The sequence below is a fragment of the Variovorax sp. PBL-E5 genome (genome assembly GCF_901827185.1).
Taxonomy (GTDB): domain Bacteria; phylum Pseudomonadota; class Gammaproteobacteria; order Burkholderiales; family Burkholderiaceae_C; genus Variovorax.
Genome location: NZ_LR594671.1, coordinates 2718673 through 2739808 on the forward strand (window position 1 = coordinate 2718673; position 21136 = coordinate 2739808).

22 protein-coding genes are annotated in these 21136 nt (G+C 66.3%); 12 read left to right on the top strand and 10 right to left on the bottom strand.

What is annotated here, in order from left to right:
• Positions 1-159 precede the first annotated feature (159 nt).
• Both WDLP6_RS13255 and smpB read right to left on the bottom strand, forming a co-directional pair.
• Positions 160-759 (bottom strand): putative colanic acid biosynthesis acetyltransferase, encoded by a 600-nt coding sequence (locus tag WDLP6_RS13255; RefSeq protein WP_162567621.1) that lies wholly within the window; start codon positions 757-759, stop codon positions 160-162.
• An 11-nt stretch (positions 760-770) separates the two neighbouring features.
• Complete coding sequence (gene smpB / locus WDLP6_RS13260; protein WP_162567622.1) at positions 771-1247, bottom strand: SsrA-binding protein SmpB; 477 nt, start codon at positions 1245-1247, stop codon at positions 771-773.
• A gap of 61 nt (positions 1248-1308) precedes the next feature.
• Here smpB and WDLP6_RS13265 point away from each other — a divergent pair, with 61 nt between their 5' ends.
• Both WDLP6_RS13265 and WDLP6_RS13270 read left to right on the top strand, forming a co-directional pair.
• On the top strand, positions 1309-1755 hold the full coding sequence (locus WDLP6_RS13265) for a type II toxin-antitoxin system RatA family toxin (RefSeq protein ID WP_162592700.1): 447 nt from the start codon (positions 1309-1311) through the stop codon (positions 1753-1755).
• Complete coding sequence (locus WDLP6_RS13270) at positions 1755-2087, top strand: RnfH family protein (RefSeq protein WP_162592701.1); 333 nt, start codon at positions 1755-1757, stop codon at positions 2085-2087. Before WDLP6_RS13265 ends, WDLP6_RS13270 begins: the two co-directional genes overlap by 1 nt.
• Before the next feature lie 130 nt (positions 2088-2217).
• On the opposite strand, the gene WDLP6_RS13275 is transcribed toward WDLP6_RS13270, so the two are convergent.
• Positions 2218-2727 (bottom strand): DUF4124 domain-containing protein, encoded by a 510-nt coding sequence (locus WDLP6_RS13275; RefSeq protein ID WP_162592702.1) that lies wholly within the window; start codon positions 2725-2727, stop codon positions 2218-2220.
• Between the two features lie 164 nt (positions 2728-2891).
• Between WDLP6_RS13275 and guaB the strand changes: the two genes are divergently transcribed.
• Together guaB and guaA are read left to right on the top strand one after the other, a co-directional pair.
• Positions 2892-4361, top strand: coding sequence for an IMP dehydrogenase (gene guaB / locus WDLP6_RS13280; RefSeq protein ID WP_162592703.1), 1470 nt, complete (start codon positions 2892-2894; stop codon positions 4359-4361).
• A 9-nt stretch (positions 4362-4370) separates the two neighbouring features.
• Complete coding sequence (gene guaA / locus WDLP6_RS13285) at positions 4371-5984, top strand: glutamine-hydrolyzing GMP synthase (protein ID WP_162592704.1); 1614 nt, start codon at positions 4371-4373, stop codon at positions 5982-5984.
• A gap of 46 nt (positions 5985-6030) precedes the next feature.
• On the opposite strand, the gene WDLP6_RS13290 is transcribed toward guaA, so the two are convergent.
• From WDLP6_RS13290 to WDLP6_RS13300, 3 genes are read right to left on the bottom strand one after another with little or no spacing between them, the layout of a single operon-like run.
• Entirely contained in the window at positions 6031-6792 is a 762-nt protein-coding gene (locus WDLP6_RS13290; RefSeq protein ID WP_162592705.1) for a molybdopterin-dependent oxidoreductase, read from the bottom strand.
• The gene (locus WDLP6_RS13295; protein WP_162592706.1) at positions 6789-7403 is read right to left on the bottom strand and encodes a cytochrome b/b6 domain-containing protein; all 615 of its coding nucleotides are present in this window, start codon (positions 7401-7403) and stop codon (positions 6789-6791) included. Before WDLP6_RS13295 ends, WDLP6_RS13290 begins: the two co-directional genes overlap by 4 nt.
• A gap of 2 nt (positions 7404-7405) precedes the next feature.
• Positions 7406-8035 carry a DUF5666 domain-containing protein gene (locus WDLP6_RS13300; RefSeq protein WP_162592707.1) on the bottom strand — a complete coding sequence of 210 codons (630 nt, stop codon included), beginning with the start codon at positions 8033-8035 and terminating at the stop codon, positions 7406-7408.
• 133 nt (positions 8036-8168) lie between these two features.
• On the opposite strand from WDLP6_RS13300, the gene WDLP6_RS13305 reads away from it, so the two are divergent.
• The gene (locus WDLP6_RS13305; protein WP_162567645.1) at positions 8169-8840 is read left to right on the top strand and encodes a heavy metal response regulator transcription factor; all 672 of its coding nucleotides are present in this window, start codon (positions 8169-8171) and stop codon (positions 8838-8840) included.
• The gene (locus tag WDLP6_RS13310) at positions 8837-10246 is read left to right on the top strand and encodes a heavy metal sensor histidine kinase (RefSeq protein ID WP_162592708.1); all 1410 of its coding nucleotides are present in this window, start codon (positions 8837-8839) and stop codon (positions 10244-10246) included. Before WDLP6_RS13305 ends, WDLP6_RS13310 begins: the two co-directional genes overlap by 4 nt.
• Positions 10247-10301: 55 nt before the next feature.
• On the opposite strand, the gene WDLP6_RS13315 is transcribed toward WDLP6_RS13310, so the two are convergent.
• Entirely contained in the window at positions 10302-11378 is a 1077-nt protein-coding gene (locus tag WDLP6_RS13315) for a DUF72 domain-containing protein (RefSeq protein ID WP_162592709.1), read from the bottom strand.
• Between the two features lie 48 nt (positions 11379-11426).
• Complete coding sequence (locus tag WDLP6_RS13320; protein WP_162592710.1) at positions 11427-13697, bottom strand: glycoside hydrolase family 3 N-terminal domain-containing protein; 2271 nt, start codon at positions 13695-13697, stop codon at positions 11427-11429.
• Positions 13698-13765: 68 nt separating this feature from the next.
• Here WDLP6_RS13320 and WDLP6_RS13325 point away from each other — a divergent pair, with 68 nt between their 5' ends.
• From WDLP6_RS13325 to WDLP6_RS13340, 4 genes are read left to right on the top strand one after another with little or no spacing between them, the layout of a single operon-like run.
• Positions 13766-14413, top strand: a complete 648-nt coding sequence (locus WDLP6_RS13325; protein WP_162592711.1) for an FMN-binding negative transcriptional regulator — start codon at positions 13766-13768, stop codon at positions 14411-14413.
• A gap of 1 nt (position 14414) precedes the next feature.
• Positions 14415-14642: a hypothetical protein gene (locus WDLP6_RS13330; RefSeq protein ID WP_162592712.1), complete on the top strand. Its 228-nt coding sequence runs from the start codon at positions 14415-14417 to the stop codon at positions 14640-14642.
• 18 nt (positions 14643-14660) lie between these two features.
• Complete coding sequence (gene tadA / locus WDLP6_RS13335; protein WP_162592713.1) at positions 14661-15737, top strand: tRNA adenosine(34) deaminase TadA; 1077 nt, start codon at positions 14661-14663, stop codon at positions 15735-15737.
• Positions 15734-16663: an LD-carboxypeptidase gene (locus tag WDLP6_RS13340; RefSeq protein WP_162592714.1), complete on the top strand. Its 930-nt coding sequence runs from the start codon at positions 15734-15736 to the stop codon at positions 16661-16663. Before tadA ends, WDLP6_RS13340 begins: the two co-directional genes overlap by 4 nt.
• A gap of 42 nt (positions 16664-16705) precedes the next feature.
• On the opposite strand, the gene WDLP6_RS13345 is transcribed toward WDLP6_RS13340, so the two are convergent.
• On the bottom strand, positions 16706-16963 hold the full coding sequence (locus WDLP6_RS13345) for a hypothetical protein (RefSeq protein ID WP_232077055.1): 258 nt from the start codon (positions 16961-16963) through the stop codon (positions 16706-16708).
• 371 nt (positions 16964-17334) lie between these two features.
• On the opposite strand from WDLP6_RS13345, the gene WDLP6_RS13350 reads away from it, so the two are divergent.
• Positions 17335-18285, top strand: coding sequence for an adenylate/guanylate cyclase domain-containing protein (locus WDLP6_RS13350; protein WP_162567654.1), 951 nt, complete (start codon positions 17335-17337; stop codon positions 18283-18285).
• Positions 18286-18317: 32 nt separating this feature from the next.
• On the opposite strand, the gene WDLP6_RS13355 is transcribed toward WDLP6_RS13350, so the two are convergent.
• Positions 18318-18479, bottom strand: a complete 162-nt coding sequence (locus WDLP6_RS13355; protein ID WP_162592716.1) for a hypothetical protein — start codon at positions 18477-18479, stop codon at positions 18318-18320.
• Positions 18480-19045: 566 nt separating this feature from the next.
• Between WDLP6_RS13355 and WDLP6_RS13360 the strand changes: the two genes are divergently transcribed.
• Positions 19046-20971, top strand: a complete 1926-nt coding sequence (locus WDLP6_RS13360) for a potassium transporter Kup (RefSeq protein ID WP_162592717.1) — start codon at positions 19046-19048, stop codon at positions 20969-20971.
• Positions 20972-21136 lie beyond the last annotated feature (165 nt).

A 21136-nucleotide genomic window follows, 5' to 3' on the forward strand; every position in this document is an offset into this window, starting at 1 on the left:
AGGTAGCCGCTCACGAAGGTGAGATAGGCAACCAGCAGGGCGGTGGGCAGATGGACGGACGACATGGAGAAACTCCTCGGGGCTCGTCGCCCTTCATGGGCAACTGCCTGCACAAACGCCGGCGCCCGGGTGTTTATTCCATCCGCACCCAAAAAAGATTCAGGGCCGGTCGCCGGCGGCGCTGCCCGACTCGGCGCGCAGCACGCGCGCCTTGAGCCGCTGGGCCGGATTGCCGCTGTAGACCGTCCACGGATCGAGCGACCGGAATGCGACGCCGCGCGCGCCCAGCACCGCGCCTTCCCCGACCGTCACGCCCGGCCCGACGAAGGCTTCGGCCGCGATCCAGGCCCCGGCGCCGATGGTGATCGGCTGCGCGGTCAGCTGGAAGGCGGCGGACGTGATGTCGTGGCTGCCCGCACACAAGTGGGCGCCCTGCGACACCAGCGCCGCGCGGCCGAGCGTGATCGGCGCCATGTTGTAGCAGATCACGCGTTCGGCCAGCAGCGCGCGATCCTCGAGGTGCAGGTGGGGTGGATACCAGACGCGCGCGCTGCCGCGCACGTCGCTCGACACGCCCAGGCGTGCGCCGAAGAGCTTGAGCAGGAAGCGGCGCCACGCGCGCATCTGCGGCGGCGTCCACGAGGCCAGCAGCGCCCAGCTCAGGTTCCATGCCGCACGGTGCAGCCGGTTCGCGAGCGTGAAGCTCGGGCCGCCTTCGAGCGGATTGACACGGGTCGCGTCCAGCGGTTGAAGCGCCATGGTTCTTTCCTTCAGCGACTGCGGCTCTTCATGGCCCGCTCGACTTCGCGTTTGCCTTCGCGATCCTTGATGGTGTCGCGCTTGTCATGCTCGGCCTTGCCCTTGGCCAGCGCGATCTCGCACTTGACCTTGCCGGCCTTCCAGTGCAGGTTGAGCGGGACCAGGGTGTAGCCCTTCTGCTCGACCTTGCCGATCAGCCGCCGGATCTGCTCCTTGTGCAGCAGCAGCTTCTTGGTGCGCACCGAATCGGGCGTGATGTGGGTCGATGCCGAACGCAGCGGATTGATCTGGCAGCCGATGACGAAGAGCTCGCCGTCGCGGATCACCACGTAGCCGTCGGTCAGTTGCACCTTGCCCTCGCGCAGCGATTTGACTTCCCAGCCCTCCAGCACCATGCCAGCCTCGAAGCGTTCCTCGAAGAAATAGTTGTAGGCGGCCTTCTTGTTGTCGGCGATGCGGGTCGAAGGGTCTTGTTTTTTCGTGGCCATGGTGAATCAGGTGAGGCTGCATGGCTTCAATACAATCCGTCGCGCACGCTGTGTCCATTCTATGAAAACAGTCCACAAGTCCGTCCTGATCTGGTACAGCGCCGAAGAGATGTACGCGCTCGTCACGGATGTGGCGAAGTATCCCGAGTTTCTGCCCTGGTGCGACAAGTCCCGCGTGATCGAGCGGGACGAGGCCGGCATGACGGCCGAAGTCGGCCTCGCATTCAGCGGTTTCCACCAGAGCTTCACCACGCGCAATACCCATGTGCCCGGGCGCGAGGTGCATCTGAAGCTGGTCGATGGACCGTTCTCCAACCTCGACGGGGTCTGGAAATTCACCCCTGTCGGCGAGCCCGGCGAACGCGCCTGCCGCGTCGGCCTCGATCTCAGCTACGGCTTCAGCAACTTCGCGCTGCAGGCGCTGGTCGGCCCGGTGTTCGACAAGATCGCCTCCAACCTGGTGGAGGCCTTCGTCAAGCGCGCCGAGCACGTCTACGGCAAGGTCTGATGCTGCGCGTGACGGTGGCCTATTCGCCGGCTCCGCGCGAAGTGTTCGAGGAGACGCTGAGCCTCGCGGCGGATTCGACGGTGCGCGACGCGGTGATGGCAAGCCGCCTTCAGCCAACTTTTCCGCAACTCGACTGGCAGGTCTTGACGCCGGGCATCTGGGGCAGGGCGGTGGCGTGGGATTCGCGCCTGTCGGACCTCGACCGCATCGAGCTGTGCCGCCCGCTCCAAGTCGACCCGAAAGTGGCGCGCCGCGAGCGATTCCGCCAACAGGGCGCCAGAGGCACGGGCCTGTTCGCCAACCGCCGCAAGGGCGGCAAAGCCGGCTATTGAGAGCAAGCCCCCAAGGCGCAGCGGGCCCCTTCGCGAAACACCGCGGATCCGGCTCAGCCGGTCCGCCGGTGTTGCCCCCGGCAGGGGGTAGGCGAAGCGACACGAAGTGCGCGAAGCCTGGGGGCGAGCCCTACTTACAGTCGGAGTCGATGACCGACTGCAGGCGCTGCTGCTCCGCCGCGCGTGCGCTGTCGTCCATGATCTCGCGCTCGCCCTGCGCATTGAGGCGGGCCACGCGCATGCCGCTGTCGAAGGTGGCCTTGCCCTGGCGCGCGCGGGTGCAGTTCTCGGCCTTGGCCTGCACGACCTTCTGCGCTTCGGCCGCCTTTTGGGCCTTTTCCGCTTCCTCGGCCTTGCGCGCTTTTTCCGCGAGGTCCTTGTCCACGCCGCTGGGCTTGGCAGGGCTGGCTGCGCTGGCCGCCGACGCGGCGGCATCGGGCGCCGCTGGTGCGGTACTGAAGCGCACGCGCGGCGTCAATCCGGTGGGCCGGCGCAGGATGTTCTTGTCGGGCACCTCGGGCGGCGGCGCCTGGTCGCTGAAGACGTTCTTGTTGTCCTTGTCGAGCCACTGCCATTGGGCGCTTGCGGCCAGTGGCAAGCAGCAGGCCACTCCCAGGACGAGCAGGTGCGCGATTTTCATGGCGGAAGTTTAGCCTGCCCTTACGTTTTGCAACGCAGCGCGGGCACATTTGCAACGCCCGAGCGTGATCCGGAACACATTTCGCCGCGAATGCGCAACGCCATTTCCCTGCGTCCGGGTAAGTACCGAGCCATCGTTACAATCCGTCTTTTGGAGCTTCACCCATGCGCCTTCTCGGCAAAGCGCTCACCTTCGACGACGTGTTGTTGGTGCCAGCGTTCTCCCAGGTCCTGCCCAAGGACACCTCCCTTGCCACCCGACTCTCGCGCAACATCACGCTGAACCTGCCCCTGGTTTCGGCCGCGATGGACACCGTGACGGAAGCGCGCCTTGCGATCGCCATGGCGCAGGAAGGCGGCATCGGCATCGTGCACAAGAACTTCACCGCGGCCGAGCAGGCGGCGCAGGTCGCCAAGGTGAAGCGCTACGAATCCGGCGTGCTGCGCGATCCCGTCGTCATCACGCCGACCCACACGGTGCGGCAGGTGATGGCACTGTCGGAGCAACTGGGCATCTCGGGCTTTCCGGTCTGCGATGCGGGCAAGGTCGTCGGCATCGTGACCGGACGCGACCTGCGTTTCGAGAACCGCTACGACGTGCCGGTGAGCGAGATCATGACGCCGCGCGAGAAGCTCATCACCGTGCCTGACGGGACCACGCTGGCCGATGCCAAGGCGCTGCTCAACAAGTACAAGCTCGAACGCCTGCTCGTCATCAACAGCGCCTGGGAGCTCAAGGGCCTGATCACCGTCAAGGACATCACCAAGCAGACCAGCTTTCCGAACGCCGCGCGCGACGCCAGCGGCCGCCTGCGCGTGGGCGCTGCAGTGGGCGTGGGCGAGGGCACCGAGGAGCGCGTCGAGGCGCTGGTGAAGGCCGGTGTCGACGCCATCGTGGTCGATACCGCGCACGGCCACAGCGCCGGCGTGATCGAGCGCGTGCGCTGGGTCAAGAAGAACTACCCGCAGGTCGACGTGATCGGCGGCAACATCGCCACCGGCGATGCCGCGCGCGCGCTGGCCGATGTCGGCGCCGACGCGGTCAAGGTCGGCATCGGTCCCGGCTCGATCTGCACCACGCGCATCGTCGCCGGTGTCGGCGTGCCGCAGATCATGGCCGTGGACAGCGTCGCGACCGCGTTGCAGGGCACCGGCATTCCGCTCATCGCCGATGGCGGCATCCGCTATTCCGGCGACATCGCCAAGGCCATCGCGGCGGGCGCCAGCAGCGTGATGATGGGCGGCATGTTCGCCGGCACCGAAGAGGCGCCGGGCGAGATCGTGCTGTTCCAGGGCCGCAGCTACAAGAGCTACCGCGGCATGGGCTCGATCGGCGCCATGCAGCAGGGCAGCGCCGACCGCTACTTTCAGGAATCGACCACCGGCAATCCCAACGCCGACAAGCTGGTGCCCGAGGGCATCGAAGGCCGCGTGCCGTACAAGGGCTCGATGGTGTCGATCGTCTACCAGATGTCGGGCGGCTTGCGTGCCAGCATGGGCTACTGCGGTTGCGCCACCATCGAGGACATGAAGAACAAGGCCGAGTTCGTCGAGATCACCACGGCCGGCATCCGCGAGAGCCATGTGCACGACGTGCAGATCACCAAGGAAGCCCCGAACTATCGGGCGGAGTGATTGGCGTCGATGTCACATCAAAAAATCCTCATCCTCGATTTCGGCTCCCAGGTCACGCAGCTGATCGCGCGTCGCGTGCGCGAGGCGCATGTGCTGTCCGAAGTCCATCCGTGCGACGTCAGCGACGAATGGGTGCGCGAGTACGCCAAGGACGGCACGCTCAAGGGCGTGATCCTGTCGGGCAGCCATGCGAGCGTCTATGAAGACACGACCGACAAGGCACCGCAGGCCGTGTTCGAACTCGGCGTGCCAGTGCTCGGCATCTGCTATGGCATGCAGACCATGGCGCACCAGCTCGGCGGCAAGGTCGAGGGCGGGCACAAGCGCGAATTCGGATTCGCCGCCGTGCGCGCGCGCGGCCACACGGCGCTGCTGAAGGACATCGCCGACTTCACGACCGAGGACGGCCACGGCATGCTCAACGTCTGGATGAGCCACGGCGACAAGGTCACCGAGCTGCCACCGGGCTTCAAGCTGATGGCCTCGACCGACAGCTGCCCGATCGCCGGCATGGCCGATGAAGACCGGCATTTCTACGCCGTGCAGTTCCATCCCGAAGTCACGCACACGCAGCAGGGCAAGGCGATCCTCGAACGCTTCGTGCTCGGCATCTGCGGCGCGAAGCCCGACTGGGTGATGCGCGACCATGTCGCCGAAGCCGTCGCGAAGATCCGCGAGCAGGTCGGCGACGAAGAGGTCATCCTCGGTCTGTCGGGCGGCGTCGATTCGTCGGTTGCCGCGGCGCTGATCCACCGCGCGATCGGTGACCAGCTCACCTGCGTCTTCGTCGACCACGGCCTGCTGCGTCTGAACGAAGGCGACATGGTGATGGACATGTTCGTTGGCCAACTGCACGCCAAGGTGATCCGCGTCGATGCGAGCGACCTGTTCCTCGGCAAGCTCGCCGGCGTGAGCGACCCCGAGGCCAAGCGCAAGATCATCGGCGGTGAGTTCGTGACCGTGTTCAAGCAGGAGGCGGCCAGGCTGACCAGCGCCGGCGCCAAAGGTGCGAAATGGCTGGCGCAGGGCACCATCTACCCCGACGTCATCGAGTCGGGCGGCGCGAAGAGCAAGAAGGCCGTCACGATCAAGAGCCACCACAACGTCGGCGGCCTGCCCGAGCAACTGGGCCTGAAGCTGCTCGAGCCCTTGCGCGATCTGTTCAAGGACGAGGTGCGCGAACTCGGCGTCGCGCTCGGTTTGCCGCCCGAGATGGTGTATCGCCATCCTTTCCCCGGCCCAGGCCTGGGCGTGCGCATCCTCGGCGAGGTGAAGAAGGACTACGCCGACCTGCTGCGCCGCGCCGATGCGATCTTCATCGAGGAACTGCGCAACTTCAAGGACGCGGCCAGCGGCAAGAGCTGGTACGACCTCACGAGCCAGGCCTTCGCCGTGTTCCTGCCGGTCAAGAGCGTCGGCGTGATGGGCGATGGGCGCACCTACGACTATGTCGTCGCGCTGCGTGCGGTGCAGACCAGCGACTTCATGACCGCGGACTGGGCCGAACTGCCGTATGCGCTGCTCAAGAAGGTGTCGGGGCGGATCATCAACGAGGTGCGCGGGATCAACCGCGTGACCTATGACGTGAGCAGCAAGCCGCCGGCGACGATTGAGTGGGAGTGAGGCGACGCCGATGGCTGCCCCGAGGGCTCGCCATCGCAGATATTCCCTACACGCCACTGAACCAGTTGTACCCCTGGTCTTCCCAGTACCCGCCGGGATACTCATTCGTCACGAAGACCGCCGCAATGTGCTTTGGATTCTTGAACCCCAGCTTGGTCGGCACGCGCAGTTTCAACGGAAAGCCCAAGGGCGTCGGCAGCGGCTCCCTCCCGAAGTCCAGCGCGAGCAGCGTCTGCGGATGCAGCGCCGTTGCCATGTCCAGGCTGGAGTAGTAGCGGTCGGCGCATTTGAAGCCGACGTATTTCGCCGTCAGGTCGGCACCGATGCGCTCGAGAAGAGTCCGCAACGGCACGCCGCGCCAATCGCCGATCGCGCTCCAGCCTTCGATGCAGATATGGCGCGTGATCTGACCCTGCTGTGGCAGGGCGCGCAGTTGCTCGACGGTCCAAGGGCTCTTGTTGCGCACGAGTCCCGACACCTCCAGCCGCCAGGTCGAGACATCGATCTCGGGCGCGTCGAACTCGGCATAGAAGGCATTGAAAGGGAAGGGCTGGGTGATCTGACTGGCCGCATAGGTCGGCGCCAGTTTCGTGCGGCTGAACAGGCGCGCCTGCACGCGATCGTTCCAGCGCGACATGGCCCACAGGACCTTGTCGACCGTATCGTTGTCCTGCAGGTTGCAGCCCGACAGCATCGCCAGCGCGCCGAGCGAAAGCGAGGAGCGCAGCAGCAGCCGGCGTTCGAGCTTGACCAGGCCGCTGCGATGGTCGGCCAGCCGGATCGCCGGTTTCTTTTCGCCTGCGTTCATGGCGAGGTGCGCTCGCCGCGCATGGCGCGGCCCGTGAACATCGGCAGCAAGGTCTTCGGCACGATGATCACGAGCAGCAGGTGCACGACGATGAACGCGACGATCCCGGCCATTGCGAAGAAGTGCACGCGGCGAGCGAAGTCGTAGCCGCCGAACAGATCGACCAGCCCATCGAACTGCACCGGCTTCCAGATCGACAGCCCCGACGCCAGCACCAACACGCCGAGCGCGAGCACGCCGAGGTACGAGAGCCGCTGGACCGCGTTGTACGAACCGCTCGCATGCGGCAGCTTCAGCTTCGCCGCGAGCTTCAGGTCATGCGCCACCGCGGCCGGATGCACGGGCAGCAGATGCCGCCGGAAATGCCCGCTGGCCAAGCCGTAGGCTGTGTACACCAGCCCATTCACCGCCAGCAGCCACATCGCCGCGAAGTGCCATGCGATCGAGCCGCCGAGCCATCCGCCCACCGTGGCCCAGGCCGGGAATCTGAATCCGAACAGCGGCGAGGCGTTGTAGATCGCCCAGCCGCTCATCAGCATGCAGCTCATCGCGAACGCGTTGATCCAGTGCGTGGCGCGCACCGCCAGCGGATGAATCACTGCGCGCTTCATGCTCACATCGGTGGCGTCACGCCGTTCTTGCCGGCGGAGATGAAGCCCGCGGACAAGCTCGAATCGGCTTCCTTCTTCGCGAACAGCACGACCTTGGTACCGACGGCGAGCAGCGAGCGATCGCCGGGCTCAAGGTTGACGATCGGCACGTCGTCCGGCACGACGACCTTCTGCTCGCCGCCCTTGTACTTGAGGGTCAGGGTGCGGCCATTGGCCATCACCAGGTCGCCCACGGTGCCGTTGGTCATCGAACTCTTGGAGCCGAGATCCCAGGCACGGTGGCCGTCGCCGGTGCCTGCCATCGCGGGCGGGAACACGTGCACTTCCAGCGCCTTCAGCGAGCCGTCGGGCAGCGGGATCGCCGCGGTTCCGATGTAGCTGCCGGGCTTGATGTCGGTGACCTTGGCCAGGGTGACCGCGCGCACCTGGGTGTCCTTGTTGATCTTGATGCTCAGGTCTTCGCCGCGGTTGGTGTGGACCTTGATCGCGTCATCGCTGACCGCGGTGATCGCGCCGCGCACGCCGACCGGCGGTGTCTGCGCCAGCGTGCCGTGGCTGAGGCCGAGCAGACTGGCGGCCATCGCGGCGGGGGCGACGAGGGTCCTGAAGAGTTTTCCGAATCCGGTGTTCATGCGCATGTGCCAGAAAATGAAGACAAGTCCACTCTAGGCACCGCGCCAGCTCGCAGGCATGACATTCGAATGACAAAAGCGTCATGAAGCGGCACTGCGCTGCGTGGCGCGAGAAAATGGCCGCCACATTCCCATGAGCATCCTCGTTATCGAAGACGACCCGAAGACGGGCGACTACCTCAAGAAGGGCCTGAAGGAAAGCGGCTACGCGGTCGACCTCGCGCGCACCGGCACCGACGGCCTTCACATGGCGCTGGAGAACGCGTACGACCTCGTCGTGCTCGACGTGATGCTGCCCGGCATCGATGGCTGGCAGATCATGCAGGCCTTGCGCGACAAGCGCGATCTGCCGGTGCTCTTCCTCACGGCACGCGACGGGCTGGACGATCGCATCCGAGGACTCGAACTCGGCGCCGACGACTATCTGGTCAAGCCGTTTTCCTTCACCGAACTGGTGCTGCGGATCCGCACGCTGCTGCGGCGCGGCATCGTGCGCGAGGCGGAGTTCTACGAGTTCGCCGATCTCAAGCTCGACGTGCTGCGCCGCAAGGTCACGCGCGAGGGCATCGAGATCGTGCTGACGAACAAGGAATTCCTGCTCCTGCAGTTGCTGGTCAAGCGCGAGGGCGAGCCGCTCTCGCGCACGCTGATCGCCTCCGAGGTGTGGGACATGAATTTCGACAGCGACACCAACGTCGTCGATGTCGCGATCAAGCGGCTGCGCGTGAAGGTCGACCAGCCCTTCGACAAGAAGCTGATCCACACGGTGCGCAGCATCGGCTATGCGTTCGGGGATGCCCCATGACATGGCTGCCGCGCTCGCTGGCGGTGCGTGCGACCCTGCTGCTCGGGCTGATCGCGTGCGCAGTCACCGGCGTGCTCGGCGCCTATTTCTTCTACACCGCGCGCACGGCGGTGATGGAGCATCTCGACACGCAACTGATCGGCCGCGTCGAGCACTTCCGGCGCCTGGTCGGCAATGTGCAGACCATTGCGGACCTGCACGACCGGCCGCTGCTGTTCGAGACCATGCTCGGTGCCGAGAACGATGTCCTGCTGCTGCGCCGGCCCGGCGAGGCGCCGTTCATCGACGTCAACCCCGCACACTTTCCCGTGCCCGGCACACTCGCCGCGGCGGCGCCCGAGCGCGAGTTGACGGTGCGCGACGTACTGCGCATTCCGGCCACCGCCGCCATGCCGATGCACTGGGTCGCGGCGCTCGCGCGCTCGGGCCGCGACGGCGACATGGTCGAGGTGGTGGCCGGCCATCCGCTGACCAACGAAGTGAGGATGATCCGCGCCAACCGGGACCGCGTGGTGTTCGGCGCCATCGTCGCCATGCTGGCCTCCACGCTGCTGGCGTACCTGGTGCTGCGGCACGGGCTTCGGCCGCTGCGACGGGTGGCTGCGAAGGCGGCGCTGATCAATCCGATCAACCTCGCCATGCGGCTGCCCGAGCACGATGCGCCGCGAGAGGTGCAGCACATGGTCGTCGCTTTCAACGCGATGCTCGATCGCATCGCGACGGGCTACGAGCGCCTGTCGCAGTTCTCGGCCGACCTCGCGCACGAGACCCGCACGCCCATCGGCGCGTTGATCGGGCAGACGCAGGTGGCATTGCATCGCGCGCGCAGCGTCGACGAATACCAGCACCTGCTCGAGTCGAACCTCGAAGAACTCAACCGATTGCGGCTCATCGCAGAGAACATCCTGTTCCTGGCGCAGGCCGACCATGCGGCGCTGACGATCGAACGCGCGCCGCTCGGGCTGCACGATGAACTGCGGAAGATTGCCGACTATTTCGAAGGCCCGGCCGAGGAACGCGGCATCCGATTCGACGTGCAAGCGAGCGGCACTGCGTTCGTCAATGCAACGCTGTGCCGGCGCGCCGTCAACAATCTCGTCGTCAATGCAGTGCGCTACGGGGCAGAGGGAACGAAGGTGCGGCTGATCGGCGTTCAGGATGGCGACACGGCGACCATCGCGGTCGAGAACGAGGGATCTCCCGTGCCGCCCGAGCAGCTCGCGCGCCTTTTCGACCGCTTCTACCGCGGCGACGCGGCGCGCAGCCGCGATACCGAATCCAACGGCCTGGGCCTCGCGATCGTCAAGGCCATCATGGTGCTGCATGGCGGCGAAGCGTGCGCCACGAGCCCGACGCCGGGCTCGATCCGATTCGAGCTGCACTTTCCCGCGCACGCACGGGCGTAGCGCGGCCGTGTGCACGCGATCCCGATTTTCCAGGAGCGGCGAAGCGCGCGCAGAGTCAATCCGGCGCAGGATCGGCCTGCGGATTTCGCAGACGCCGAAGTTCGTCGGCCAGCGCCTGCACGGTCAACGGTGCCGAGCCCTCGGCCTTGTTGTTGACCGTCACGTAGGCGTGCTGTCCGGCGCCCGTAGTGCCGGCGATCACGCGGGCCAGCGTGGCGCGCGTCTCCAAGTCCGGATCGACCAGCTTGTCGAAGGGTTCGTAGAGGGTCTTGGCTTCTTCGTAGCCGTAGGCGCCATGCCGGCGGTTCAGGTTCCAGCGGCAGACCAGTGGCCCGGGCCAGAGCGCGCGCAGCAGTGGCAGTTGCTCGGCGATCGGCGGCATCTTCGGATGCAGGCCCAGGCAGTAGGTCGCGCCGGCCTCGCGCAGGACGTCGACAAAGGCGGGGATCAGGAATTCGGGGTTGCGCGTCTCGACCGCGATCACGCCATCCGGTGCGATGGGACGCAAGGCGGGCAGGGCGCGCAGCATGGCGCCGAGGCGCCGAAGGATGTCGGGCAACTGCGCCAGCATCGGCCCGGGCAAGGGGCTGAGCTGGAACACCAGCGCGCCCGTCTTGTGCCCGAGGCCGTCGAGCGCGGGCTGCACGAATTCGGCGGCCGCCAGCAGCGGATCGAGGAACGCGGGGTTGGGCTCCATGCCGCGTCCGTTCTCGCCGCGGACCATCGCATCGGCGACAACGCTCGGCGCTTTCACGACGAAGCGGAAGTCGTCCGGAACCTGTGCGGCATATGCAGCGAACTGGCTGGCGGACAGCGGCTTGTAGAAACTGCGGTCCACGCTCACGGTGCGAAGGAGCGGGTGCTGTGCATAGGCAGCGAGTCCGTGTTTCGAAAGTGCCGAGGATTCGTACGCGCCGTCCCAGACCATGCCGGCCCAGCCGGGGAAATGCCAGGACGAAGTTCCGAGGTGCAGGGTCCGTGGCAGCGTGTCGGCCAGCGCGTGCTGCGCCGCGCCGGGTTGCGCCGGCTGGACCTTTGCCACGCGCGCGGCCGCGCGCTTGGCTGGCACGGGAGCGCGGGCCGGCGCGGGGCCGTCCGGCTCGTTCGGGTCGTCGAAGAGAGATTCCTGCATGGCGTGTGCGTGCGGGTCCTTGTGAGCGGCGGATCGGCGAGCGCGATCCTATTCCGGCGCGAGCACGAAGCTGGTCTTCAGGCCCTGGGTCGCCGACGGCCCGACCCACAGGTCGAAGCGGCCCGATTCGACGGTGGGCTTCATGTCCTGCCCGATGAACATCAGGTCGGTGCGCGAGAGCGTGAAGTCGACGTCGACCGTCTGCCCCGCGCCGATGCGGACCTTGCGGAAAGCCTTGAGTTCGCGCACCGGCCGGGTGACGCTGGCGGCGCGGTTGCCGATGTAGAGCTGTGCCACTTCCTCGGCTTCGCGTTGTCCGGTGTTGCTGATGCGGGCGTGGACCTTGATCGTGCCATCCCATGCCATGCGTGCCGGCGTCGTCTCGAGCGCGTCGTAGTGGATGGGCGCGTAGCCAAGGCCATAGCCGAAGGGGTAGAGCGCTTCGTTCGTCGCATCCAGATAGCGTGTCTTGTAGGCAAGGTTCGGATTGTCTGCGAGCTCGGGCCGGCCGGTGCGCTTGTGGCTGTAGTAGTAGGGCACCTGGCCCGGCGTCTGCGGGAAACTCACCGGCAAGCGGCCGGACGGATTGACGTCGCCGAACAGCACGTCGGCGATCGCCGGGCCGGTCTCGGAGCCCAGGAACCAGGTGACGAGCAGTGCGCGCGCCTGCCGCACGCCGCCCTTGAGCGCGAGCGCGCGGCCGTTGCGCAGCAGCACGACGATCGGCTTGCCCGTGGCGACGACGGCATCGGCGAGCTCCTGTTGCGCGCGGGGGATCTCGATGTCGGAGCGCGATCGGGCTTCGCCGGACATCTGTTCGTTCTCGCCGATCGACAGCACCACCACGTCGGCTGCCCGTGCCGCGGCGACGACGGCGGCGATGCCGCCGGGGATCGCTGCATCGACGTCCGAACCGCGCACCACCGTGAGCGCATCCGGCGAGGCCAGCGCGTTGCGAAGCGCCTGCTCGATGCCCACGGGCGGCGCCTGATCGGGAAAGATGCGCCATGGTCCGAACAGATCGGAGGTGCCCGCGAACGGGCCGATCAGCGCGATGCGGGTGCCCGACTTCGGCAGCGGCAGCAGGTCGCCGTCGTTCCTGAGCATCACGATGGAGCGGTCGGCCGCCTCGCGCGCCAGCGACTCGTGCGCTGCCAGGTCGAAGCCTGGACCTTCTCTCTTGTCGTCCAGGCCGCTGAAGGGATGGTCGAACAGGCCGAGCCGCTGCTTGACCCGCAGCACGCGCCGGACGGCATCGTCGAGCCGCGACATCGGCACCTCGCCCGACGCCACGAGCTCCGGCAGGTGGCGCATGTAGAGGCCGCTCTGCATGCTCACATCGGTGCCGGCGAGGAAGGCGCGCTTGGCGGCCTGGCGCTCGTCGGCGGCGAAGCCGTGCGCGATGAGTTCCTCGTCGGCCGTGTAGTCGGAGACAACGAAGCCCTGGAAGCCCCATTCGCCGCGCAGGATGTCCGTCAGCAGTGCGTGGTTGGCGTTCGACGGGATGCCGCCGATCTCGTTGAAGGCGCTCATGATCGACAGCGCACCGGCATCGATCGCAGCGCGAAAGGGCGGCAGGTAGACCTCGCGCAACGTGCGTTCGGAGAGGTCGACCGTGTTGTAGTCGAGGCCGCCTTCCGCGGCGCCGTAGCCGGCGAAGTGCTTGGGCGTGGCCAGCATCGCGTCGGGCCGCGACAGATCGCTGCCCTGGAAGCCGCGCACGCGGGCGGCGGCGAACTGCCGCCCGAGGTAGACGTCCTCGCCGGCGCCTTCGACGCCACGGCCCCAGCGTGCATCGCGTGCGATGTCCACCATCGGCGCGAAGGTCCAGCGAAAGCCGTCGGCACTGGCCTCTTCAGCCGCGGCGCGCGCGGTGCGCTCGGCCAGCTGCGGCTCCCAGCTGGCTGCCTCGGCGAGCGGCACGGGGAACACGGTGCGAAAGCCGTGGATGATGTCGGCGCCGAAGATCAGCGGAATGCCCAGGCGCGATTCGTTGACCGCCGCCCGCTGCGCGCGGCGCTTGCCTTCGCGACCCTCGTTGTTGAAGAGGCCGGTCACGCGGCCGGCGCGGATGTCGGCCAGCTGTTGCGCCTGGCTCTGGCGCGCGGCCTGCGGATTGCCCACGATGTCGATGCCGGCAGGGGCGTAGAGGCTCAACTGGCCGACCTTCTCTTCGACCGTCATGCGCCCGATGAGCGACTCGATGCGCGCAGCGGCCACCGGGTCGAAGCCGCCCGGTCCGCGACCGGCGACGCAGCCCGCCAGACTGACGAGGAGCGGAAGGACGAGACCGGGAAGGAACAATCTTCGAGCGCGCATGGGCTGCGATTCTGGCGCGGGCCGAAAGGCTCGGGGACAATCGGGCGATCCCCTTGCAGGAAGAACCCATGTACATGCCGCCGCAATTCGACGCCAAGGACCGCACGCTCGCTGCGGAGCTGATGCGTTCGCACCCGTTCGCCAGCCTGATCTCGAACGACGACGAGGGCCTGCCTTTCGTGACGCACCTGCCGCTGGTGCTGGAAGAGCGCGGTGAGGGCGCGCTGGCCTTGCTCGGCCATTGCGCCAAGCCCAACCCCCACTGGCGCTATCTGCGGACGCGGCCCACCGCGGTCGTGAGCTTTCTGGGGCCGCATGCGTATCTGTCGCCGTCGGTCTACCCGGATCTTGCGCGGGTGCCGACGTGGAACTATCTCGCGGTGGACTGCACGGTGCAGGCTCGCCTGATCGAGGAGCCGGCCGAGAAGGACGCGCTGCTCAAGCGGCTGATCGCGCAGCACGAACCGTCCTATGCGCAGCAATGGCGCGAACTCGGCGAGGAGTTCCAGCGCAAGATGCTTCAGGGCATCGTCGGTTTCGAGCTGGAGGTGACGGCGCTGCAATGCAAGCTCAAGCTCAACCAGCACCGCCGCGAGGCGCACGTCGCGATGTACGCGGCCTACAGCCAGGGTACGCCCGACGAGCAGGCGCTGGCAGGCTGGATGCAGCGGCTCGGCATGGCCACCACCGACGCCGCGCGCGTGGAAGGAGCCTGAGATGCGCGCGGTTGCGCTGATCGGCCTCGTGCTGGCACTGGTCATCGTCGGGCTGCTGGCGAAGCGGCAACTGAGCACGATCGCCGCGCCCGTCGCACCTGCCGGCCAGGCGGCGGCGGGTGCGCAGCCCGGCGACGTTCGCGCGCAGAGCCAGCAGATCCAGCAGCAGTTCAAGAAGTCGCTCGACGCCGCGATGCAGCAGTCGCAACGGGTGCCGGATGATCAGTGAGGCGCGGCGCGGGCCGGGATGACGAGCGACGAGCACTGGATGCAGCTGGCGCTGGCGCAGGCGCGACAGGCGTCCGAAGCGGGCGAGGTGCCGGTCGGTGCGGTGCTGGTGAAGGATGGCGTGCTGATCGCTTCGGGGCGCAATGCACCGATCGGCCAGCGCGATCCCAGCGCCCATGCCGAGATCAATGCGTTGCGCGCCGGCGCGGCGGCGCTCGGCAACTACCGTCTCGATGGCTGTGAACTGTTCGTGACGCTCGAACCTTGTGCGATGTGTGCGGGCGCGATACTCCATGCGCGCCTGGACCGCGTGGTGTTCGGCGCGGCGGACCCGAAGACGGGCGCCGCCGGATCGGTGCTCGATCTGTTCGCGCAAACGCAGCTCAATCACCATACCCGGGTTGTCGCAGGTGTGTCGGCGCAGGCGTGTCAGGATCTGCTCCAGGCATTCTTCCAGCAGCGCCGCAGCGCCGCGCGAGACGTGGCCGAGCCGCTGCGCGACGATGCGTTGCGCACGCCCATCGAGCGCTTCGGCATGCTGGCCGACTATGCGTTCGCACCGCACTGGATGAGTGATCTCCCGAGCCTGCATGGCTGGCGCATGCACTACCTGGATGAAGGCCCGCCAGATGCCGTAGCGGCCTGCCTGTGCCTGCACGGGCCGGGCGAGTGGAGCTACTTCTTTCGCCATCTCGTCGGCGCGAAAGGCATGCGCGTGCTGGCGCCGGACCTGATCGGTTTCGGTCTCAGCGACAAGCCGAAGCGCGAGGCGGTGCACCGGCTCGACTGGCATCGCGACGTGCTGCTCGAATGGCTGGATTGGCTGCAGCCGGGGCCGCTCGTGCTCGTGCACAGCGCGGCCGCTCGGGCGATCGCTTCGCTGCTCGAGGATTCGGCGCCACGTCGATTCGTGGCCGTGCTCGCCGCGCCCGACTGCGGGCAGGATGCGAACACCGCCTGGCGAGCGCCGTTTCCCGATCGCGGGCATGAAGCCGCGTTGCGTGCCCTGGGGTCGATCCCGAAGGGCGTTTCCGGTCCGACCGCTGCGCAGGCCGCGCAATTGGTCCGGGAGGCAATGGGATACTTCGCTTCGTGACAAAGCACATTTACATCTACTCGCCTTCCAGCGCCGTGCGCGACAAGGCGGCGTTCCGCCGCGGTGTGGCGCGGCTGCGGTCGCTCGGCCACGAGGTCGAAATCGACGAAGCAGCGCTCACCAGCCATCAGCGCTTTGCCGGCGACGATGCCACCCGCCTTGCGGCTATCACCCGCGCCGCGGGCAGCGGTGCCGACGTGGCGCTGATTTCGCGCGGTGGCTATGGCTTCACGCGCATCCTCGATGCCATTCCCTACAAGGCCGTGGCCAAGGCCATCGACCGAGGCACCGATTTCATCGGACTGAGTGACTTCACTGCCTTGCAGTGCGCCTTGCTGGCGAAGACGGGTGCAACCACCTGGGCCGGGCCTGCGGTCGGCGAAGACTTCGGCGCCGAATCGGGGGCGGATGACATCATGGAAGCCTGCTTCGACGATCTGCTGAGTGGGCAGGGCGAGGGCACCGGATGGCGCATGCCTGCGCAACGCGGCGCGGCCGTGCCGGCGCTTCGGAGCATCCATGGGGCAACGCTCTGGGGCGGCAATCTTTGCGTGCTGGTGAGCCTGCTAGGTACACCTTACTTTCCTGCGATCGACAAGGGCGTGCTCTTCCTCGAGGACGTGAACGAGCATCCTTATCGCGTCGAGCGGATGCTTGAGCAGTTGCGTCACGCCGGGGTGCTGGCGCGCCAGAAGGCGGTCGTCCTCGGACACTTCACGGGGATCAGGAAAGTGCCGCATGACCGCGGCTTCGGCATGCAGACCGTGGTGGCACGGCTGCGCGAGCTGATCAAGGTTCCGGTGCTGACCGGCCTACCGTTCGGTCATGTTCCGACCAAGGTGCTGCTGCCTGTCGGCGCGCAAATCGAACTGGCCGCGGATGGCCGCGATGTCTTCATGGTCTGGGGACATCGGCACGCGCATTGAGCATGCCGCAGACCTGGGACGGGCGCAGTGGACGCGCCGTGCTCAGGTCGTGATGCGATGATGGTGGCGCGGGCCCATCGCGCCTGGCAGACCGCCTTTGAACAGGCGATTGATCTGCTGCATCTGCTCACGGGCAGCGACTTCGCCATCGACGGCGCTGAGCGCGGTCAGGACGTCCTGGCGCAGGTACCAGAGTGCTTCGAGGTCGCCCGCAAAGCGCACGCGCTGGGCAACCCGCTGAACTGCATGGCCGCCGTGAACCTGCAGCAGCGACAGCATGGCAGCGCGGATCTGGCCCATCTGACGGTCCGACGACCGGCGAAAGCCGCGCATCGAGGAAGACAGAAAGCGAAAGAAACTGCTGGTGGACGCCATGGAGAAAAGCGATTGCCGGAAGCCTGGGTGCCGCTACGTTAAGACGGGGGGTGAGGCGACACAAGCCCGGAAACAAGATTTCATGTTCAAAAACAACATTCTTCACGAAATTCTTCAAGCGCCAAACGAACATTGATACCTTAGTGGTACTTACTCTGTCTCGCTGTGGAAACGCGATGTGTCTGAATGAAAAAGCAACAGCTTTTGTTGTCAGCGATCGATTTGAACCCCTTGCACGGCGCTCTTCTGCCGCTTTGCCATAATCCACGCGAGAGAGCTACCAAAAACTTCACAACATGGCCGCGCAATCCACTGTCGTATTTGCTGATTTGACGGGGAGTACCAGGGTCTTCGAGGCCATGGGCAACGCACGTGCGACGGAAACCGTCACCCGGCTGATCCAGTGGATCGGCGGCGTGTGCGAGTCACACGGCGGCCGCGTCGTGAAATCGCTGGGCGATGGCGTCTTTGCGATATTCGAGAATGGCACCACGGCGACGCGTGCCGTCCTCGAAATGCAGCGCAATCACCAGAAACGATTGCAAACCTGGCCGGCGCCGCTGCGAATGGAATTGCAGATCGGCGTGGCGAGCGGGGAAGTCGTCGAAGTCGATGGGGACTGCTATGGCGACGCCGTCAACCTGGCTTCCCGCTTGAGCGATCTCGCCGGCCCCAGCCAGATATGGGCCACGGAATCGGTGATCGATCAATTGCACGGCGGCGAGGTTCGCCACCGAAGCCTCGGTCCGATCAACATCCGCGGCAAGAACGAGATGCCGACTGTCCATCGAATCGATTGGCAGGACGAAGTCTCGGAATTTCTCACGATGCCGGCATCGCTCGTCCCAGCGGCTCGAAACGCCGCCGATTCATCGTTCGGGCAGATCGAACTCGCGTGGCTCGATGTCCGGTCGATGTTCCGCGCCGAAGAACTGCCGATCCATCTGGGCCGCGTCGATGAGGCGCAGTTCGTCGTCAACGATCCGAGGGTGTCGCGCTTGCACGCGAGGATCGAGGCGCGCCAAGGCAGTTGCGTGCTCGTCGATGTCAGCACCTACGGCACATGGGTGCGCTTTCATGGTACCGCGGGCGCAAGCGGCGAGATTGCGCTGCGGCGCGACGAATGCGTGCTGCACGGCAGCGGCGAGATCGGCCTCGGCGCGCCGCTGAGCGATTTCAGCGCGCCGACGATCTCGTTCAACACCACCGGCGGCAACGTGCTGCTGGCGCGTCGGGACATCCGCTAGAAAGATCGACTCGCGGCCGCACGCGCGACGCGTCAGTCGGCGCCGATCGTCACGCTGGAAGCCTTGATCACCGCGTAGGCCTGCGCACCGGCGGGAGCCACGGCGCCGTCAGCAGCCAGCAGCCCCGTCGCGAGCAAGAGGAGTCTTCGTGTGGTCGAGGTGATCGTCGTCAGTGCCTTTGGGTAGAGGGCCATTGAAAGAAAAGCTCCTCTTCATCGACGAGAAAACCTCTTTCACTATATTTTTATAAACATAGTGAAGATCGGCGCACCGCGTGCTTACCAGACGCGTCCCCGCGTAGCTCTCCACCTGCGCGACATGGCGCCCGGTGAAGCAGAGGATCTGTGTCGGCCCGAGCGCCTGCCTCGGCAAGTGTTTGAGAGCCTGCAGACTGAAGCTGCAGGCCCTGGGCACGTTGCCTGCCACGTCGAGTGCGACCGTTGCCGGGCGGCGCGGGGCAGGTGGTGGCATGGCCAAAGTCAGGCCGGAATCAGGCTCAAGCACGAGCATCGCTTCGTACCTCCATCGCAAAAGTTGGCCGCGGGCGGCGAAGACCTGAAGCTCTCCGCACCTGCGGCCCGGAACGTCGTATTCATTCTGACATAGCGAGGCGCGCCACTTCATTGCGGATCGCGTATGGGCACCATCCGGCGGGATTCATGTCTCGCACCTTGTCGGCGCCAGCCCTGCACAAGGCCGTTTGAACGGCCCATACTACGCACGAGAGAGTGGCCTTGGCGAGATCAAAAAAGGGCGAGACATGACGACACCTGCAGCCACCCACACGACCGGCGCGACCGCCGGCCACGCATCGCCGCACCGGACGGCTCTGCCAGGGCTGGCGCTGGCCGCTATCGGCGTGGTCTTCGGCGACATCGGAACCAGCCCGCTCTACACCATGAAAACGGTGTTCGATCCGGCAAACGGCCTGTCTCTCAATACCGCCAACCTGGTCGGTGTGATCTCGCTGATCTTCTGGTCGCTCATGATCGTCGTCTCGCTCAAGTACGTGACGCTGATCATGCGGGCCAACAACCACGGCGAGGGCGGCATCATGGCGCTGCTGGCGCTGGCCTCGTCATCGGTGGCCCACCGGCCGCAGTTGCGCCAGATCCTGCTGCTGCTCGGCGTGTTCGGCGCCGCGCTGTTCTATGGCGACGGCGTCATCACGCCGGCGATCTCCGTGCTGAGCGCGGTGGAAGGGCTCGAGATCGCCGCTCCCAAGCTCTCGCCGTACGTCGTGCCGATCACGCTTGCCGTGCTCGTCGGCTTGTTCGTCGCGCAGAAGTGGGGCACGGCGGGCATCGGCGCGGTGTTCGGCCCGGTCATGGTGGCGTGGTTCGGCGTGCTCGCGGTCGTGGGCTTGATCCACCTGCTGCAGACACCCGCCATCCTGGCCGCGCTCAATCCTTTCGAAGGGCTGGGCTTCTGCATGCACCACGGCTGGCTTGCCTTCATCGCGCTCGGTTCGGTGGTGCTGGCGCTCACCGGTGCCGAAGCGCTCTACGCGGACATGGGCCATTTCGGCGCGGCGCCGATCCGCCTGTCATGGTTCATGCTCGTCTTTCCGGCGCTGGCGCTGAACTATCTGGGGCAGGGCGCCTTGCTGCTGCGCGATCCCCCGGCGCTGGACAACCCGTTCTTCCACATGTTCCCGGCATGGGCCCTGGTGCCGATGGTGGTGCTGGCGACGGTGGCCACCGTGATCGCATCGCAGGCCGTCATCTCGGGCGCCTATTCGATGACCAAGCAGGCGATCCAGCTCGGCTTCCTGCCGCGCATGAGCGTGACACACACGTCCGACCGGCAGATCGGGCAGATCTACGTGCCCGCCATCAACTGGATGCTGCTGGCCGCCGTGCTGGCGGCGGTGATCGGCTTCGGGTCGTCGACCAATCTGGGCGCGGCCTACGGCATCGCGGTGACCGGGACCATGCTGATCACCACTTGCCTCACCTTCTACGTCATACGCTACGCCTGGCACTACAACTGGCTGCTGTGCGTGCTGGCGACCGGCTTCTTCTTCGTGATCGACCTGACCTTCTTCTCCGCGAATCTGCTGAAGATCGTGCAGGGCGGCTGGTTCCCGCTGCTCATCGGGACGCTGATCTTCACCGTCATGGCGACCTGGGGCCGTGGGCGCCAGATGATGCTGGACGAGGCGCGCGTGCGCGCCGGCGCGACACCGCTCAAACCCTTCCTCGAATCCTTGCTCGCGCGCTCGCCGGTGCGTGTCGTCGGCACGGCCATCTTCATGTCGATCGAGGCCGATGCGGTGCCGCACGCGCTGCTGAACAATCTCGAACACAACGCGGTGCTGCACAACCGGGTGCTGTTCGTCACCGTCATGAACCGGGAAATCCCGCGCGTGCCGGTGTCCGATCGGGTGAGCGTGAGGGAGGTGGCGCCCGACTGCTACCAGGTCACGATTGCCTACGGATTCAAGGACGAGGTCGATGTGCCGCTGGCGCTCGAGGGCTGCGGCGCGCACGGGATCATGCTCGAGCCGGCACGCAGCTCCTACTTCCTGAGTCGCGCAACGGTGGTGCCCACGCTGGGCGAGGGCATGCCGATATGGCGCGAGAAACTGTTCGCAGCCATGGCCCACAACATCGGCAATGTCGCCGATTACCTCAAGCTGCCTGCCAACCGGGTGATCGAGTTGGGGACGCGGGTCGAGATCTGATCCACTTTGGCGCCCGAGGCCTTGGTGATGGGCGGCGGGCCACTTGGCGAGGTCAGCGCGGATCAACGCCGGAAACTCGATGGCGGCAGCAGCGTGCTCAGCTTTTGAGCCATTCACTGCACATGTTATTTTACATAATATACATTGTATTATTCTCAAGCTCGA